The following is a 17,478-nucleotide window of genomic DNA, read 5'->3' on the forward strand; positions in this document are numbered from 1 at the left end:
TTTTACTGTCAAATATTTTGACAATTTTACATGGGCTTCTGATCCGCATACGCTTTTCGATTGAGGCGATATTTTTTCAGCTTGTAATGAAGCGACTGGGGAGAGATTCCGAGAGACCGGGCCGCGCTGGCCGCATTTCCCCGGGACCGGATCAGGGCATTCACCAGCATCTGCTGTTCATGGGATTTCTGGGTTTCCATCAGGCTGGTGCCGTTTTTTGGCGGATGTCCCGGGACCGGATCCACGGGCACCCGTTTTGGCGCATCTTTGCCAGCAAAACTGAAAATATGGGGCGGCAGGTGGGCCAAATGAATGACCCGGGTGCCGTCCACCATATTCATGGCAGCCTCTATAATATGTTCGAGTTCCCGGACATTTCCCGGCCATCGATATCCGGCAAACAGAGAGGCGACTTCCGTGGAAATGGTTTCCACTTTTTCGCTCAACGCCCGGTTGTATTTGGAAATAAAATGCGCAATCAAGGACGTCATATCGCCCTGTCTGTCTTTTAGTGGCGGCAGCATGATGGAGACCACCCCCATACGGTAAAAAAGATCCATGCGAAGGGAACCGCTTTGAATAATTTTTAACGGCGCCTGGCCCACGGAAGACAGAATTTTTACATCCAGATCGATCTCCTTGAGAGATCCCAGTTTTCTGACTTTTTTTTCCTGGATGACCCGAAGCAGTTTGACCTGGAGTGTCAACGGCATGGCATCCAGTTCATCCAGAAAAATGGTGCCGCCATTGGCCTGTTCAAACAATCCGGGTTTATCGATGGCACCGGTGAAAGACCCTTTGGAGGTACCGAACAATATCCCTTCCAGCAGGTTTTCAGGGATGGCAGCACAGTTGACCGGGATAAACGGTTTCTTTTTTCTGGGGCTGTGGTTGTGGATGGACTGGGCAAACAATTCCTTGCCGGTCCCGGTTTCCCCGGAAATCATGATGGGGGACGGAGACCCGGCCGACATTCTTGCCATGCGGATGGCCGACCGCATCTGAGGATCCGAGGCAATGATATCCTTGAAAGAAAACCGGGTGCCGTTGGAAGAAATTTTGGCAACCGGCCGGTCTGACGTGGTTCTGGACAGAATCACTTTTTCAAGGAGCTGATATTCCTTGGAAAACGTAACCGCTCCGATCAGCTGTCCACCCTTGTACAAAGGAAATGCATTGGACAGGATATTGCACACCCGGCCTAACCGGGTACGGTAGACCATGGGCTCGTTGATGATGGGATCTCCCGTGGTCAGGCAGCGCATGATCGGACTGGTTTCCGGCGTTACCTGATAAATATCCAGCAGATTTTTTCCCGTTGCATCGGCCGGGGAGATATCATCGATCTGTCCCTGGGTCTGATTAAAAAATATCACTTTCCCGGTGATATCCGCAATCACCACCCCCTCATGCATGGAAGACAGCACACTGTAAATATCGATATCTTCAAAATTGATCCGCTCCATAACCCTTTCACAGAAAATCAAATTTTTTTGATGTTTAATTGATTTTTTCCCCTCTCTTTAGAGAGATGCATGAATTTGAAAAAAAAAGCAAGCCATATAAAAATTTTTTGATGTTTCTCTGCTTTTTTCTGAATCCAGGCGGGTTCCGGCCGCAAAAGATTACACCCAAAAATCCGGTATGAGCGATCTTTCCAGGCATATCCCAGGAACCTGGAATACGCTGGCACAAAATATGCTGGATTGGTTCTGATTTAAGAAACTGGATTTTAATCATTTATCAACCTTTACTGTGTAAGGATATTTTATGGCTTTTTTTGAATATTTCACGTCAGAGGAAACCGAACAGATCCACGACGCCACCATGACCGTGCTGGAAAAAACCGGCATGAACTTCAAGTATGAACCTGCCCTGGACCTGTTTAAAAAAGCCGGCTGCAAAGTGGATGGGGTCCGGGTTTTTTTCACCCGGCAGTTCATCGAAGAACAGATCAAGAAAGCCCCGTCCCAGTTTACGCTGTATGCCAGAAACCCGGAAAAAAATGTGGTGATCGGCGGGGACAATATCGCATTCATGCCCTGCTATGGATCTCCGTTTGTCAACTGCCTGGATCATGGCCGGCGGCCCGGCACCCTGGAGGATTTCAAGAACTTTGCCAAACTGGCCTGTGCCATTCCTTATTTTGACATCACCGGCGGCATGATGGTGGAACCCAACGACATCCCCGTGGAAATCCGGAACGCGGAGCGAATTTACGCTGCCATGACCCTGTCGGACAAACCGTTCATGGGGGCCGGTACCAACGGGCCGGACGCGGTGCAGACCCTGGACATGGCTTCCATGGTGTTCGGCTCCAGAGAAGAGATGGCAAAAAAGCCGCCCTTTGTCTCCATTCTCACCAGCCTGACCCCCCTGGGGTTTGATGACAAAATGTGCGCCGGCATCATGGCCTATGCCGAGGCTGCCATGCCCCAGCTGATCTCCTCTCTGTCCATTGCCGGTGCCACCACGCCCGTGACCATGGAAGGGACCCTGGTGGTCCAGAACGCGGAAGTGCTGGCCGGCATCTGCCTGGCCCAGCTGGTGAGAGAAGGCGCGCCCGTGATCTTTGCCGGCTCTTCCTCTGCCACGGCCATGCATTACGGCACCTTGAGCATCGGGGCCCCGGAGATGGCCGTGAACACGGCGGCCACGGCCCAGATGGGCCGATTCTATGACCTGCCGTCCCGGGGCGGCGGCGCCTTGACCGATGCCAAGACCGTGGATGCCCAGGCCGGTTTCGAATCCATGATGAGCCTGCAGATGGCGTGTCTTTCGGGCATCAATTTTGTGCTGCACGCCGCCGGCATCCTGGAAGGGTATATGACGGCGTCCTATGAAAAATTTATGATCGATGCGGAAATGATGGGCATGTGCCGCCGCATCAAAAAAGGGGAAGAGATCACCGCCGAAAAACTGGCGCTGGATGTCATCGACCAGGTGGGCCCCGGCGGAGAATATCTGACCCACCGCCACACATTCAAGTATTTCAGATCCGAGCTGTATGGGCCGTTGATGGAAGAACGCCGCAACTTCGATGCCTGGACGGCCAAAGGCAGTCTGTCCATGGACCAGCAGGCCAATGCCAAATACAAGGAGATTCTGGCCGGTTTTCAGGCCCCGGACATGGATCCGGGCATTCAAAAAGATCTGGACAGATACATGGAAAAGATCCGCAACAAATAACAGCCAGCAACGCATGAAACACCTGCAGAATTCTGACACACAAACATAAGGAAAAACATCATGAGTGAGATCACCATACCAAAACAATTTGGCACCATCACTGCGGATGCTGTGGTCATCGGCGGCGGGATTGTCGGGGCCGCCACGGCCTTCTGGCTGTCCAGAGCCGGCCTGAGCACCCTTCTGGTGGAAAAACGCGATGCCCTGTCCAGCCTGACCACGGCGGCCAGTGCCGAGTGCTTCAGAACCCAGTTCACGGAAAAACCCATGGCCGACCTGGCCCTGACCAGTGTGGACATGTTTGAAAATTTTAAAGACGTGGTGGGCCTGCCCCACATCGATATTCATGTGACCCAGCGGGGATATCTGTTTGTTACAGACGATAAAGCCCAGCTGCCGGACCTGAAAAAAGCCGTGGACCGGTTCCATGCCAATGGTGTGACCGATGCGGAATACATCGGTACCGATGATCTGCACAAACGGTTTCCGTTTCTGGCACCCGAAGCGTTAGGGGCGACCTTTAATGAACGGGACGGATGGCTGTCCACCCATGAGGCCACCTATGGATTTGCCAAAGGGGCCGGGGATGCGCAGTTTTTCTTGAAAACCGAAGTGACGGCCATTCAGACCGACAGTCACGGGGTATGTGCCGTGGATACGGATAAAGGCACCATCTTTACCCGGGTGGTGGTGAACTGCGCCGGCCCCTATGCCGGGATCATCGGCAAAATGGCAGGCCTGGATCTGCCGGTCCGCACGGTCCGGCGCCAGAAAGCCTATATAAAAACCGATCACCCGGATTTGCCGGCTTCCGCCCCCTTTACCGTGGACCTGGTGAACCACGGATACTGGCGCCCGGAAGCCGGCGGTCTTTTGTGCGCCTGGGTGGACCCGGATGAACCGGAATCCTCGCCTTCGGATGAACTGCCCACGGACTGGGATTTTGCTGCGGAATCGATCCATCGCGTTTCCCGGCTCAACCCTTTTCTGGAAAAGGTGTCCGACAACCTGAGAGCCGACGATGTCAACGTGTCCGCGGGCCAGTATGTATATACCCCGGATGACAAACCATTGATCGGTCCTGCCGGCACCGTTAAGGGATTTTATCTCAACTGCGGATACTGGGCCGGGGTCATGCTCTCCCCCGGCGCCGGCCAGCGGATCGCCGACCTGGTCACGGGAAAACTGGACAACAAAGACAACCCCCTGCGGTACACCCGGTTTGCGGAAGGGGATTTTGAAAAAGGGGATTCTTTTTTGAAATAATACCTCAGTTTCGCATGAGTCCGCCCGGGGCTGCCGCTGTACAAAAAGTCACCGGCCCGGTATTCACCATTTCTTACAACGGCTAGTGCCGTGGGGTTTCTGCGGGTCGAATCCCATTCTGACGCGTTTGCTACAGGGAGTTGGGCATGCGAAGCGTCAAGAACTGCAAACTGTTTGAGGACATACCTGCCCGCAGTTTTTGCAGTTCAGCGCAGCATGCCCTTACTCCCTGTCAAACAAGGCAGAGGGTGAGACCTGCAGGAGCCCCACGGCACGGGTCCAATTTCTGCTGTGAAAAACAGTTGACACATAGTTGAACAGCGGCTTATTTTAAAGGGTTGGATGATAAACGAACAACCCTGAGGAATCCATTGTGAAAAAAAAGATCTATGTCATATCCTGCGCCGTGCTGGCCAGAGATATTAAAGAGGTGGCCCGGGAAATGGACCTGGCACCGGAATATAAATTTCTGGAAGCCGGACTGCACGAGAATCCCCACAAACTCAACACTCAGGTTCAAAAAGCCGTGGATCAGATCGACGTCAAGGGGGATGCGGACCGGATCATCATCGGGTACGGGGTCTGCGGCAAAGGCACGGTGGGACTGAATTCCCGGAATGTCACCCTGGTGATCCCCAAAGTCCACGACTGTATCTCTTTGTTTCTGGGAGGAGATGCCGCTTATCAGGCACAGTTTAAAAAATATCCCGGTACCTATTATCTGTCTGCCGGCTGGTGTGAGGAAAAAGCAGAACCCGTATCCCGGCGCCGGGGCCGGGCCTGGTTCGGCAACCGCCAGCTGGTGTATGAAGATGTGAAAAACGCCCATGGCCGGGCAGCGGCTGACCAGACCTTTGCGTTTCTCAACTCCTGGCAGAAAAACTACCAGCGGGCCGCATTCATTGAAACCCGGTCCGGCCAGGCCGCCAGATACGAGCAGATGGCAAAAGATATGGCCGATGAATACGGATGGCGGTTTGAACGGATCAAAGGAGACCAGGGACTAATCCGCCAGATGCTGACCGCCACTAAATCCACCTCCGGGATTCTGGTGGTCCCTCCCGGTCATACCATTGCGTTTGATCCGGTGGGATCCACGCTCACTGCCAGTCCCGTGTGGGACCCGGGTGCCGGCGGTGCCGCACCGGAAACCGAATGTGTGGTCCCGTCTGACTGTCCGGACACAGACCTGGGTCTGAAAATCAAAACCGGCCTGGGCATCGATGCCGGCGGCACTTACACAGATGCCGTGGTATATGATCTGGAGAACCGTTCAACCCTGTGCAAGGCCAAGGCCCTGACCACCAAGTGGGATTTCACCATCGGCATTGAGAACGCGCTCACTCAGCTGGACCCGGACCCGCTGGCGGAAGTGTCGCTGGTGGCCCTGTCCACCACCCTGGCCACCAACGCCATTGTGGAAAATGAGGGCCAGACCGTGGGCATGCTCCTGATGCCGCCACCGGGTCTGGATGAACACACCATTGCCTATTCCCCCAAAGCCGTGATCAAAGGCAGGCTGGACATTGCCGGCCGGGAAAAGGCCCCCGTGGATCCGGACCAGATCCGGCAGATCGCCGATGACATGATCCGCCGTCAGAACGTGACCGCCTTTGCCGTATCCGGCTATGCCGGGGCTGTGAACCCGGCCCATGAACTGGCCGTGAAACAGATTCTCCAGGACCACACCGGTCTGTTTGTCAGCTGCGGGCATGAACTGTCCGATACGTTGAATTTTGAAACCCGGGCCGTCACGGCCATGCTCAACGCCCGGATCATCCCCCGGCTCACCCATCTGCTGGCTGACCTGGAACAGGTTCTGGAACGGTTTGATATCGCCGCCCCCATTGTGGTGGTCAAAGGGGACGGCACCCTGATGGATGCGGCCATGGCCAAAAAACGGCCCGTGGAAACCATTCTGTCGGGACCGGCCGCTTCCGTGGCCGGGGCCCGGCATCTTACCGGCAGAACCGATGCCCTGGTGGTGGACATGGGCGGCACCACCACAGACACGGCTGCGTTGAAAAACAACCAGGTGCGCCTCAATGAAAAAGGCTCCAAGGTCGGGGGCCGCCGGACCCATGTCCAGGCTTTGGACATCCGCACCACGGGATTGGGGGGTGACTCCTTGATCGCTTTTGAAAAAGGGGAATTTTCAATCGGGCCGGGCCGGGTGGCGCCCATTGCCTGGCTGGCCGACCACCGGCCCGGAACGGATGCGGCCTTAGATTTTATCAAACACAACCTGAACCGATTCACCACGGCCACAAAAAAAATGCAGGTCATCACTGCCACCGGATCAGTGAACCTGTCTCTTCTCTCCTCCATGGAAGAAAAGGTGATGTCTATGGTGACTCAGCGCCCCTATTCCATTGAAGAACTGGTCACCCAAACCGGGGTCCTCACGGATGCCGGGTTACCCCTGGCTCGGCTGGAGGAACGCTTTGCCATCCAGCGGTGCGGCCTGACCTTCACGGATCTGCTGCATATCCAGAAAAAATTTACCCGGTGGAACCGAAAAGCTGCAAAAACATATTGTGGATTCATGGCTTTTCTGGCCGGCATGGACATGGAAAAGATGATCCATCTGCTCATGGAAAAAGGAATCCGGCGCCTGACCCTGGAGCTGCTCAAACGGCAGTTAGATGATGAGATCGATCCGGATGGATTGACTTCCTGCCCCGTGTGCCAGGCATTGATCAACAACCTGATGGCCGGCGGCAGTCCGGATTTTCAAGTGAATATCCAATTGAAGCGGCCCGTGATCGGCATCGGCGCCCCCATCAAGTTTTTTCTGCCGGATGCGGCCCGGGCCCTGGGTGCAAAAGCAATCCTGCCGACAGACGCGGATGTGGCCAATGCCATCGGTGCCATCACCTCGGATGTGATGGTTCACCGACAGATCCGCATCACCCCGGGCCACCAGGGCGGATTCATGGTGGAAGGGATTTCCGGGACCCGTCAGTTCAAGGATTTTGACGCAGCCGATGCCTTTGCCAGAGACACCCTGGTAGAGAAAGTCCGGGATTCAGGCCGGGCCGCCGGCACCTCCTGCCGGACCGTGACCCTGTCCATCAAAGACACTGCCCCGAAAACCGCATCCGGTGATCCCATCTTCATGGAGCGGGTGATCCAGGCCACCCTCGCGGGCCGGCCGGACCGGGTGATCCAAAAAGCGATCCCGGCATGAGGTCCGGGCCCGGGAAAAGCCGGGACAGTTACAGCCGAACCATTATAGCAGCCTGTTTCAGTGTCCAGGCGGTCGGGATCGGTACTTATATCTCTTTTGGGGTATTTTTCAATCCTTTGATGGATGCGTTTGGCTGGTCCCGGGCCGCCATTTCCGGGGCTTCATCCACTGCGTTTTTCTTTGCCGGTCTGTTCGGCATCCTGGTGGGCCGGCTCAACGACCGGTTCGGGCCCCGGATGATCATGCGTGTCGCCGCCGTCTTTTTAGGCCTGGGGTTCGCCCTGATGTCCCAGGTTGCCACATTGCTCCAGTTGTACCTGGTGTTCGGCCTGGTGTTCGGCATTGGATTGTCTGCCGTGGATGTCATTGCTTTGAGCACTATTGCCCGGTGGTTTGCGTTGAACCGGGGAAAAATGACGGGCATCGTCAAGGTGGGCACGGGTGCCGGCCAGTTCACTGTTCCGATCCTGGCCAGTCTGCTCATTGCCGCCACCGGATTTCAGACCGCCTTTATTATCCTGGGCATCTGCGCTTTTGCCCTGCTCATGATCATTGCCCGATTTCTGTACCGGGATCCGGATATATACGATGCCGGTCAAACCGGACCGGCCGTTCCGGTTCCCACGTTTTCAGATCCCGTGCTCCGGCCTCGCCAGACCGCCGGCATTGACTATTCACAGGCCCTGAAATCTCCAAAACTGTGGCTCCTGTGCCTGTCCAATCTGCTGGTGGTGTTCTGCCTGATGAGCATCATGCTCCATATTGTCCCTTATGCCAGGGACATGGGCATCTCTCCCCATTGGGCTGCCGGGATCCTGGCCACCATCGGGGCCGTGTCCATGGCCGGGCGGTTTGCCGGAGGCCTGCTCATCGACCGCACCGGCAGCAAGCGCATCATGGTGATCAGTTTTATTCTGCTCCTCACGGCCCTGATCTGGCTGACCCGGGCCGATACCCTGTGGGAGCTGTATGCCTTCGCCTTTATTTACGGCATTGCCCACGGCGGATTTTTCACGGCCATCTCCCCCATTGTGGCGGAGCTGTTCGGCATCCGGTCCCACGGCGGCCTGTTCGGCATTGTGGTGTGCTTCGGTACCACGGGCGGGGCCCTGGGGCCTTTTGTCACCGGCCTGATGTTCGACCGGTTCTTGAACTACACGGCCGCATTTACCGCTTTGATACTGATTGCCGCGGTGGCCTTTGTCCTGATGCTGTGCCTGAAAACCGGGGGCAGTCGCTGAATGCTGACCCTGAATGAACCGACCCCGTCAATCCAGAAACGCATTCACATTATTGAAAACCCGCCGGACATCTTTTGGCAGGCGGGGGCCCGTGCAGCGCCTCAGGGTATCTCCCCTTTGATGGGCCGTTAATACGGTATCGATCTCTTCCAGGGGCATGACCAGGTTTTTTTTCAGGGCGCGTAAAAACAGCATGCCCGTCAAAAAAACTAAAGATGCCATGAAAACAACCCCCCAGGCACCGGCATTCCCCAGCTGACGGGCTTTTTTATCGGCCCTCACCATGGCGTCTCTGTTAATTTCACCCAGCCGGAGAATCGCCTCCACAGTGCGGGTCCTGGCTGCTGCATCTTTTTTGAACGCACCGGCATAATCCTGGTCAATGGCATCCAGCGCCGCAGGTTCATCTTTTTCTGTAATATTGTTCTGGGCATTCTTCAAGGCCGCGGCAAACGATGCCTGTAACCGGGTGATATCCATTTCAGGGTTGTCCGCCATTGCCAGGGAGGCCAGCATTGTCTCACATGCCTGAAGAGACCGCTCATTCTGTTCTATGATCACCTCGATGGCCGGGGCCATCCGGATAAACACCCAGATAGACCCGAATGCCATCAACAGATTCAATCCGATCAGAATCCATGCCCCCAGCCTGACTGTCTGTGCAAGCCGCATGTCACACTCCTTTAATGAGTTTGGGAATGGCGGATTCACTGGAAACAATGATGAGATTGTCATCTTTTTGCAGCGGGTCTTTTGGCTGGGGCTGATGAATTTTTCCCCGGGGGCCCCTTCTGATGCCCACCACCATGATGCCGAAGCGTTTGGGCAGGGCCAGGTCGACCAGGGTTTTGCCCACCATGGACGGCTGGATGCAGATCTCGGTTAAGTGCAGGTCTTCCCCCAGATTGGTGTCGGCAATGACATGCCGGTACAGCAGCCGGTTGGCAAACCGCTTTCCAAATTCCTGTTCCGGATTGACAATCTGGTGGGCCCCCACCAGTTTCAAAATCCGCTGATGCATTTTGTCATTGGCCCGGGAAATGACCAGCGGGGCTCCCATCTGTCTGAGCAGTACCGTACAGATAATGGAAGCTTCCTTGGAATCATCCCCGATGGCGCAGACAGCGGAATCCCTTTTTCCCGGTTCAAGTCCTGCCAGCTCCGTTTCATCCGTGGCATCCAGCACAATGGCCTCGGTAACAAAGTCAGCCGCTTCTTCCACCAGCGCTTTATTGATATCCACGGCCAGTACCTCGGCACCTCTTTCCGACAGGGTCCGGGCAAGGGACATTCCAAAATGGCCGAGTCCGATGATCAGAATTTGCTGGGACATGGCATGGTTCCTTTTTTTAAGTCAAAAAAATTTTGGCATCCGGGCATCGTGATGATGACGAAGCCTGGGGGTCGCTTAGCAGCATGAACAAGGTCACCGGACCGATACGTCCGCAGAACATGGCAATGATGATGATAATTTTTCCGATCTCATCCAGAAGCCCGGTGGCGCCGGTGGAAAGACCCACCGTGCCCAGGGCTGAAGTGGCTTCAAAAATAAGATCTTTCACCCGTATCTGGGGCTGGGTCACCTCCAGCATCAACACCACACCAAACCACAGCAAAAGACCGGCCCCAACAATGGTCACCGCCCGGAAGACAGTGACGGCACGGATCCGTCTGTTCTGCAGGACCACCTCCCTGCGGTTGGTGATATTGGCAAAAAAGGTCATGGCCAGGATACCGATGGTGGTGGTTTTTACCCCGCCGGCCGTTCCGCCCGGGCTGCCGCCGATGAACATGAAAACAAGCATGAGCAGAAAAGTGGGATGGGCAATGCCGGCAATATCCAGAGAATTGAACCCGGCGGTGCGCAACGTGACGGATTGAAACCAGGCATTCTGGATTTTATCTGAAAATGACAACCCTGCCAGAACCCCTCCCCATTCAAAGGCCATGATGAACACCGTGCCCAGAAAAAGCAGCACAATACTGGCGATCAAAGCGATGCGGGCCGGGATCGGCACCTGCCGGCCGGCCAGCCATTTCGGGATCACCAGAGTGGTGGCCGGTGCCATACCCCCGAAAATAATCAGGGTTGCCACGATATGCAGTACCGCAGGTGTGGTGTGCCAGGACATCAGGCTGTCGCTCTGAAGAGCGAACCCGGCGTTGCAGAACGCGGACACGGCCGTAAAAATGCCCCGCCACACCGCCTGGGAACCCGTATCACCGGCCGTATAAAACATAAAGGTCAGCAAAACCGCCCCCAGGCTCTCGGCAGCAAAGGTAAACTTAAGGATGGTAACCAGTGACTGCACCAGATCTTTGTGATTGGTATCCGCCATGGAGGCCAGCACCCGTTCATGGGTAAGGCTGAGCCGCCTGCCCATGGTGTGCAGCCCAACCGTGGTGATACCCATGATGCCCAGCCCCCCCAGCTGGATCAGAACCAGGATAAAAAACTGGCCGTATTCGGTAAAATCATTGGGGGTATCCAAAACGATCAACCCCGTGACACAGACCGCACTCACTGCCGTAAAAGCCGCATCCACAAATCCGACGGTCCTGTCTTGTGCTGCTATCGGAAGCAGCAGCAGTAAGGTTCCCATGGCACACAGCCCCAGAAAGGTCACCACCAGGACCCGGGCCGGATGGCTGAGAAAAATGTCCCAGACCGGTTTCTGGGTCTCAACCCGTGTTTTCCGGATGAAAGGTCCCTGAATCTCAAAGTCCGCCAGCATGAATATGATGCTGATCAGTAAAACCGTTGCAGTCAATGCGAAATATGGACTGGTCATGATATGGGGCCATGCAGAGATATACCCTCCCAAAGCCCCTGCCACTCCCAGAAATTTGCCGGCAATGGGTTTGCAAAACAGTGTCAGTGCACATGAGAATATAAAGATTGACGCTGCCCCGGTAAATATCAGCCGCCAGAATGGGACTGTGCTGATATGACCGGTTTCGGCAAACAAGGCAAGCACCGGCAGAAACGACATGGCCAGTATAAAGGCCTGCATGCTGATCCGCGTCATGGATGTGCGTGTCATCATCTGTGCTTCTCAGTGATGCAGGGACCGGACCGCAAGATCCGGCCCCTGCTTTTCACTTACAATATAATATTGAGAATCCGGCGCAACGGTTCAGCCGCACCCCAGAGCAGCTGATCCCCCACAGAAAACGCCGTGAGATAGTCTTGTCCCAGCGTCATTTTGCGGATTCGTCCCACGGGCACGGTCAGAGTCCCCGTGACCGCCGCCGGGGTCAGTTCGGTGACGGTCTGATCCTTGGTGTTGGGAATCACCTTGACCCAGTCGTTGTTGGCGGCCAGCATGGCTTCGATCTCCGCCAGGGGCACCTCTTTTTTCAATTTGATGGTGAATGCCTGGCTGTGACACCGCATGGATCCGATGCGCACGCACTGGCCGTCAATGGGCACGGGAAGATCGGACCGGCCCAGGATCTTGTTGGTTTCCACAAACCCTTTCCACTCTTCCCGGGTCTGGCCGTTTTCCATGGCCCGGTCGATCCAGGGGATCAGGCTGGCCCCCAGGGGTACCCCCCAGTTGGCCGTGGGAAAGGCCTCGGAGCGAAGCGTATCTGTGACCTTTTTATCCAGATCCAGGATGGCTGAAGCCGGATCATCCAGAATCGGGGCGGCCGCATCCCCGATGGCCCGCATCTGGGCCACCAGTTCGGTCATGTTTTTGGCACCGGCCCCTGAAGCCGCCTGGTAGGTCATGGATGTGAGCCATTCCACCACATCATTTTCAAACAGCCCGCCCAAAGCCATGAGCATCAAAGACACGGTGCAGTTGCCGCCGATATAGTTTTTAATACCCCGGTCCAGGGCCTCATCGATCACTTTCCGGTTCACGGGATCCAGCACAATGATGCTGTCATCAGCCATGCGCAGGGTGGAGGCCGCATCGATCCAGAATCCGTTCCACCCGTTTTTGGCCAGTTTCGGCCGCACGGCTTCCGTATAACCGCCCCCCTGGCAGGAGATGATGATCTCCATTTCCATGAGCGTGTCGATATCATGGGCATCGATCAGGGGCGGGGCCTCTTTTCCCACATCCGGGGCTTTTTGTCCGGCCTGGGAGGTGGTGAAAAAAACCGGGGTGATCTTTTCAAAATCGTTTTGTGCCATCATCCGGTCCATGAGCACGGAACCCACCATGCCCCGCCATCCCACCAGTCCTGTTTTTTTCATTTTCCTTTCCTCCAAAAAAAATTGATGAAACTTTTTTTATATCCGCTTTTCAAGCCGGATACCAGCCCTGAATTGATATAATTTAAAAAAATTTTGTTTCACTACGGAATCAGATTGTACAGCAGCCTGATTTCCGCTTCCCACAAAGAGTCATCCGGGGTTTCCAGCACCAGGGGCATGTTGTCAAACCGGGCATCGTTCATGATAAACTCAAACGGGGTCATGCCCAGTTCGCCTTTGCCGATACTCGCGTGCCGGTCCACCCGGGAGTTGAAATCTTTTTTGGAGTCGTTCAGGTGCAGGGCCTTGAGAAACCCAATCCCCACAATCCGGTCAAATTCATCCATGGTTTTCTCGAATGCGGCAGCGGTTCGGATATCATACCCGGCCCCGTGCAGGTGGCAGGTATCCAGGCAGACCCCCACCCGGGTTTTATCGGTGACCTGCTCGATGATCCGGGCCAGGTGATCGAACCCGTATCCTAAGTTGGTGCCCTGGCCGGCGGTATTCTCAATCACCGCCGTGACACCCGTGGTCCGGTCCAGGGCCAGATTGATGGATTGGGCGATGCGGTCCAGGCACTGTTCCGGTGAGAGTTTGTTCAAATGGCTGCCCGGATGAAAATTCAGATAACAAAGCCCCAGCTGTTCACACCGACCCATTTCCTCGAAAAAAGCGGCGCGTGATTTGTCCAGCCCGGCCGGATCCGGATGTCCCAGATTGATCAGATAACTGTCATGGGGAAGAATGACCGTTGAATCAAACCCGTGCTGACGGCACTTCTCCCTGAATCCGGTGATATTTTTTTCGGTCAGGGGAGGGGAAGACCATCGCCGCTGGTTTCTGGTGAACATGGCAAAGGCTTTTGCTCCGATCTTTGCCGCATTGGCGGGCGCGTTTTCCACGCCGCCGCTGATACTGACATGGGCACCGATATATTTCATTTTTTGTGTCTCCCGTCATGGTCGCCATTGTTGACAATGAATTCTTTCGGTGCCATAGTTTATGGCATAATCCCCTTTGGGTAAATTGTTTTTTCACTCACTGATTCGGCCGGATTGTCCACACACTCCGGCAACCGATCAGGCAGAAAAAAAGGATCTAAAATGGCACTGCCGATTCATATTTTTCGTTCAATAATTTATATCATCCTCCTGGTCAGCCTGACAATGGCAACTGCCGCTGCCGGAGACGGAAACACCGTTCCCCTGTCCCGGGGCCAGGTGGTCTATGCCCCGGTCTACTCCCATATCTACATCGGTGACAGGGAGCGGCCGTTTCTGCTGGCCGTGACCCTGAGCATCCGGAACACGGATCCGGATGATGCGATTGTCGTAACAAAAGTATCGTATTTCAATTCTGAAGGAACGCGTCTGGAAGAATACCTGAAACAGCCCGTGACCCTGGAAAAGATGTCCGCCACCCGCTTTGTGGTCCATGAATCAGACAAGACCGGGGGATCCGGGGCCAGTTTTCTGGTGGAATGGGAAACAGCCAAATCCGTATCCCCGCCCATCATCGAAACCGTGATGATCGGCGCCCAGACCCAGCAGGGCATCTCCTTTACCTCCCGGGGGCAGGTGATCAAAGAAAAATAGACAGCCACGACAATAAATTGTCAGCCTGCATCCGGATCAGACACTTTCTGCAATTTTTGCAGATTTTCCGGGTTTCCTAAAGCAATGAGCAGATCCCCGGCTTCGATCACCGTTTCCGGACCCGGGTTGAACACCATCTCACCGGAAATTTTTTTGATTCCGACAATGAGAATGTCAAATCGGGGGCGAATTCCGGAATCCTTCACCTGCTTTCCGGCCAGTTCGGAACGATCTGAAATGGGCAGTTCCTCCAGCTGAAGCTTGATATCCCTCCGGATGGCCAAGTCCATCAGGCTGGTGGCTGTCGGTCTTAAAACACTTTGAACCAGACTCAGTCCCCCGATGTTATAAGGCATGAAAACCCGTTCCGCTCCGGCCTGCTTCAACCGGGGAACATGGGATTCATTGTCCGTACGGGCGACGATGGTGATATCCGGGTTCAACTGCCGGGAAGTCAGGGTCACAAACACATTGGCCGCATCTTCAGCCAGGACCGTAATCAGGCATTTTGCTTTTTCCAGTCCTGCTGAAAGAAGGATCTCATCCATCGTAGCATCCCCGGGAATGAACAGCGTCTTTTGATGCTCCAACTGCGCCAGCGCTGCCGGGTTTTTTTCAATCACCACCACGTCAAACCCCTCATTTTTGATTCCCTGTACCACCACCCGGCCGATTCTGCCGTACCCGCAGACGATATAGTGACCGGTAAGTTCATCGATGATTTTCTGCACCCTGCGCCTCCCGAGAATATTTTGAAACTTTCCTTCCACAAGCATCTGGGCTAAAGATCCGCCCAGATAAAAAAACGCACCCACACCCCCGAAAATCACCAGCATGGTCATAATCCGGGCGATGTCGGACAAGGGCTTCACTTCCATGAATCCCACCGTGGAAAGAGTGATGATCACCATGTACACACTTTCGATGAAACTCCATCCTTCCAGCAACATGTAGCCGGATGTACCAAACAGGATCACCAGAAAAATGAAAATACTGCCCATGACAATGGACCAGCCAAAGGGATATTCCGTGCGCATCTGCCGGCGGAACCCCTTGACCTTTTTCAGCAGATTCATTTTAACTCCTCCATTCGGTTCATGATACCGGTTGATTTCAGGTTTCATTACCATAAAGGGTGGCACCGCAGGAGTCAAGCAGTTGATGCAGCAATCACCGGCTGAATTTTTTTTAAGATCCGGATTTCAGAAATCTTCAAAAAAAAGAACCCGGGGTGTCAGGACAAAGAATCCCAGAACTTCCGGCTCTGCTCGGTCATGGAGGGTTTCCGGCCCTGTGATTCCCGGGGTCCGGCACCACTGGATGGCCCGGCTCCGGTCAGCCGCCTGATCCGCTCTTCCAGAGGCGGGTGCGTGGAGAACAGACTGGCGAACTGCCGGCCGGACAAGGGATTCACAATGAACATGTGGGCCGTGGAAGGATTGGCATTCACGGCAGCACCCCGTCGGGTATATTCTCCCAGTTTGTTCAGAGCCGAAGCCAGTCCCTGGGGCCGGCCCGTGACCTGGGCGGCCGTGGCATCGGCCAGGTACTCCCTGGACCGGGAGACAGCCATCTGCACCACCATGGCCGCCATGGGCGCCAGAATGGACATGACCATCACGCCCACAAATCCCAGGCCCCCTTCCTCATTGTCCCTGCCCCCGAAAAACGCGGAAAACCTTGCCATGGATGCCACAAACATGATGGCCCCGGCCAGGGTCGCCACAATGGTGGAGATCAGGATATCCCGGTTCTTGATATGACCCAGTTCATGGGCCAGGACCCCTTCCAGCTCTTCCTGATTCATCAGTCGCAGCAGTCCTTCAGTGACCGCCACCACCCCGTGCTCCGGATCCCGGCCCGTGGCAAACGCGTTAGGGGCCTCCTGGGGAATCACGTACAGTTTTGGCATGGGCAGTCCGGCCCGCTGGGCCAGTCTTGCCACGGTATCATGCAGCCCCGGTGCCTGGGACCGGTCCACGGGCTGGGCCCGGTACATTTTCAATACAATGGTATGGGACTGCCAGTAGGAAAAAAAGTTCATGACCAAAGCGATGATCAGGGCGATCACCATGCCGGACTGCCCGCCCAGGGCATAGCCCAGCACCAGGAACAGCCCGGTCATGGCGGTCAGCAGAAAAACGGTTTTAATATGGTTTCCCATAAGTCTCCTCGTAAGAATCTTAAGTTTGTGTCAACCTCATTTTAAACCGAATAATAAGACCCATCCTCCTGAAATCAAGAGGATCCCAGTGGTTTGCAACTCTTGTTTTCTTGATTTTAACCCGAGTTTAACATCCGGTTAATTATTTTCTCACATAAAAACAGGTAAAATCGCTTTCCATGACACAAACTACCAGACAACATTGGATGCAGCTGCTGGCGGAAGCAGAGGTGCAGGACCTCCAAAAAGCATTTGAAGGCCTGGAACAACCCGTTGGCAGTACCTTTCTGATCAAGCCTGAAACCGGGATGGTCATGGTTCAGGGCAAGACGGACGGGACCGGCACCCCGTTTTGCATCGGAGAGATGACCGTCACCCGGTGCATGGTCCAGGTCATGGACCAGGTCCAGGGCTATGCCATGGTCCCGGGCAGTGATCCTGACCATGCCCGCCTGGCAGCCCTGTTTGATGCCCTGCTCCAGGTCCCGGCATTTCATGACCCCCTGATGACCACCCTGATCCGGAATCTGGAAACCAAAGAAAGTCAGAAACGCCAGGCCCTGGCCAGAGACGTGGCAGACACTACGGTTGAATTTTTCACCCTGACCCGCGGAGAATGA

14 protein-coding genes are annotated in these 17,478 nt (G+C 55.1%); 6 read left to right on the forward strand and 8 right to left on the reverse strand.

The window, feature by feature from the left end; all coding sequences use genetic code 11:
• Nucleotides 1–26 precede the first annotated feature (26 nt).
• The gene (locus tag K365_RS0122795; protein ID WP_024336461.1) at nt 27–1,466 is read right to left on the reverse strand and encodes a sigma-54 interaction domain-containing protein; all 1,440 of its coding nucleotides are present in this window, start codon (nt 1,464–1,466) and stop codon (nt 27–29) included.
• 304 nt (nt 1,467–1,770) lie between these two features.
• Here K365_RS0122795 and K365_RS0122805 point away from each other — a divergent pair, with 304 nt between their 5' ends.
• From K365_RS0122805 to K365_RS0122820, 4 genes are all read left to right on the forward strand, one after another.
• Nucleotides 1,771–3,189, forward strand: coding sequence for a trimethylamine methyltransferase family protein (locus tag K365_RS0122805; protein ID WP_024336462.1), 1,419 nt, complete (start codon nt 1,771–1,773; stop codon nt 3,187–3,189).
• Nucleotides 3,190–3,249: 60 nt separating this feature from the next.
• A complete protein-coding gene (locus K365_RS0122810) occupies nt 3,250–4,455 on the forward strand; it encodes an NAD(P)/FAD-dependent oxidoreductase (RefSeq protein WP_024336463.1) in 1,206 nt (401 codons plus the stop codon).
• A 373-nt stretch (nt 4,456–4,828) separates the two neighbouring features.
• Complete coding sequence (locus tag K365_RS0122815) at nt 4,829–7,645, forward strand: DUF1638 domain-containing protein (RefSeq protein WP_024336464.1); 2,817 nt, start codon at nt 4,829–4,831, stop codon at nt 7,643–7,645.
• Nucleotides 7,642–8,886 carry an MFS transporter gene (locus tag K365_RS0122820; protein ID WP_024336465.1) on the forward strand — a complete coding sequence of 415 codons (1,245 nt, stop codon included), beginning with the start codon at nt 7,642–7,644 and terminating at the stop codon, nt 8,884–8,886. Before K365_RS0122815 ends, K365_RS0122820 begins: the two co-directional genes overlap by 4 nt.
• Nucleotides 8,887–8,913: 27 nt before the next feature.
• Here K365_RS0122820 and K365_RS0122825 read toward each other — a convergent pair whose 3' ends face one another.
• The 5 genes from K365_RS0122825 to nfo form a co-directional block, all read right to left on the reverse strand.
• Nucleotides 8,914–9,558 (reverse strand): hypothetical protein, encoded by a 645-nt coding sequence (locus K365_RS0122825; RefSeq protein WP_024336466.1) that lies wholly within the window; start codon nt 9,556–9,558, stop codon nt 8,914–8,916.
• 1 nt (nt 9,559) lies between these two features.
• The gene (locus K365_RS0122830; RefSeq protein WP_024336467.1) at nt 9,560–10,219 is read right to left on the reverse strand and encodes a potassium channel family protein; all 660 of its coding nucleotides are present in this window, start codon (nt 10,217–10,219) and stop codon (nt 9,560–9,562) included.
• Nucleotides 10,220–10,235: 16 nt separating this feature from the next.
• Nucleotides 10,236–11,933, reverse strand: a complete 1,698-nt coding sequence (locus tag K365_RS0122835) for a TrkH family potassium uptake protein (RefSeq protein ID WP_024336468.1) — start codon at nt 11,931–11,933, stop codon at nt 10,236–10,238.
• Nucleotides 11,934–11,989: 56 nt separating this feature from the next.
• The gene (asd, locus tag K365_RS0122840; RefSeq protein WP_024336469.1) at nt 11,990–13,096 is read right to left on the reverse strand and encodes an aspartate-semialdehyde dehydrogenase; all 1,107 of its coding nucleotides are present in this window, start codon (nt 13,094–13,096) and stop codon (nt 11,990–11,992) included.
• A 101-nt stretch (nt 13,097–13,197) separates the two neighbouring features.
• The gene (nfo, locus tag K365_RS0122845) at nt 13,198–14,040 is read right to left on the reverse strand and encodes a deoxyribonuclease IV (protein WP_024336470.1); all 843 of its coding nucleotides are present in this window, start codon (nt 14,038–14,040) and stop codon (nt 13,198–13,200) included.
• A gap of 162 nt (nt 14,041–14,202) precedes the next feature.
• Here nfo and K365_RS0122850 point away from each other — a divergent pair, with 162 nt between their 5' ends.
• Nucleotides 14,203–14,694, forward strand: coding sequence for a DUF3124 domain-containing protein (locus tag K365_RS0122850; protein WP_024336471.1), 492 nt, complete (start codon nt 14,203–14,205; stop codon nt 14,692–14,694).
• Nucleotides 14,695–14,714: 20 nt separating this feature from the next.
• On the opposite strand, the gene K365_RS0122855 is transcribed toward K365_RS0122850, so the two are convergent.
• Together K365_RS0122855 and htpX are read right to left on the reverse strand one after the other, a co-directional pair.
• Entirely contained in the window at nt 14,715–15,770 is a 1,056-nt protein-coding gene (locus K365_RS0122855; RefSeq protein ID WP_024336472.1) for a potassium channel family protein, read from the reverse strand.
• Nucleotides 15,771–15,928: 158 nt separating this feature from the next.
• Complete coding sequence (htpX, locus tag K365_RS0122860) at nt 15,929–16,858, reverse strand: zinc metalloprotease HtpX (RefSeq protein ID WP_024336473.1); 930 nt, start codon at nt 16,856–16,858, stop codon at nt 15,929–15,931.
• 179 nt (nt 16,859–17,037) lie between these two features.
• Between htpX and phnG the strand changes: the two genes are divergently transcribed.
• Nucleotides 17,038–17,478 carry a phosphonate C-P lyase system protein PhnG gene (gene phnG, locus K365_RS0122865; protein ID WP_024336474.1) on the forward strand — a complete coding sequence of 147 codons (441 nt, stop codon included), beginning with the start codon at nt 17,038–17,040 and terminating at the stop codon, nt 17,476–17,478.

The organism is Desulfotignum balticum DSM 7044 (assembly GCF_000421285.1).
Taxonomy (GTDB): Bacteria; Desulfobacterota; Desulfobacteria; order Desulfobacterales; family Desulfobacteraceae; genus Desulfotignum; species Desulfotignum balticum.

Excerpts from the sequence above, each read along its gene's own strand:
- K365_RS0122795 (WP_024336461.1), bottom strand. The coding sequence starts at position 1,466 with ATGGAGCGGATCAATTTTGAAGATATCGATATTTACAGTGTGCTGTCT.
- K365_RS0122805 (WP_024336462.1), top strand. The coding sequence starts at position 1,771 with ATGGCTTTTTTTGAATATTTCACGTCAGAGGAAACCGAACAGATCCAC.
- K365_RS0122810 (WP_024336463.1), top strand. The coding sequence starts at position 3,250 with ATGAGTGAGATCACCATACCAAAACAATTTGGCACCATCACTGCGGAT.
- K365_RS0122820 (WP_024336465.1), top strand. The coding sequence starts at position 7,642 with ATGAGGTCCGGGCCCGGGAAAAGCCGGGACAGTTACAGCCGAACCATT.
- K365_RS0122825 (WP_024336466.1), bottom strand. The coding sequence starts at position 9,558 with ATGCGGCTTGCACAGACAGTCAGGCTGGGGGCATGGATTCTGATCGGA.
- K365_RS0122830 (WP_024336467.1), bottom strand. The coding sequence starts at position 10,219 with ATGTCCCAGCAAATTCTGATCATCGGACTCGGCCATTTTGGAATGTCC.
- K365_RS0122835 (WP_024336468.1), bottom strand. The coding sequence starts at position 11,933 with ATGATGACACGCACATCCATGACGCGGATCAGCATGCAGGCCTTTATA.
- asd (WP_024336469.1), bottom strand. The coding sequence starts at position 13,096 with ATGAAAAAAACAGGACTGGTGGGATGGCGGGGCATGGTGGGTTCCGTG.
- nfo (WP_024336470.1), bottom strand. The coding sequence starts at position 14,040 with ATGAAATATATCGGTGCCCATGTCAGTATCAGCGGCGGCGTGGAAAAC.
- K365_RS0122850 (WP_024336471.1), top strand. The coding sequence starts at position 14,203 with ATGGCACTGCCGATTCATATTTTTCGTTCAATAATTTATATCATCCTC.
- K365_RS0122855 (WP_024336472.1), bottom strand. The coding sequence starts at position 15,770 with ATGAATCTGCTGAAAAAGGTCAAGGGGTTCCGCCGGCAGATGCGCACG.
- htpX (WP_024336473.1), bottom strand. The coding sequence starts at position 16,858 with ATGGGAAACCATATTAAAACCGTTTTTCTGCTGACCGCCATGACCGGG.
- phnG (WP_024336474.1), top strand. The coding sequence starts at position 17,038 with ATGACACAAACTACCAGACAACATTGGATGCAGCTGCTGGCGGAAGCA.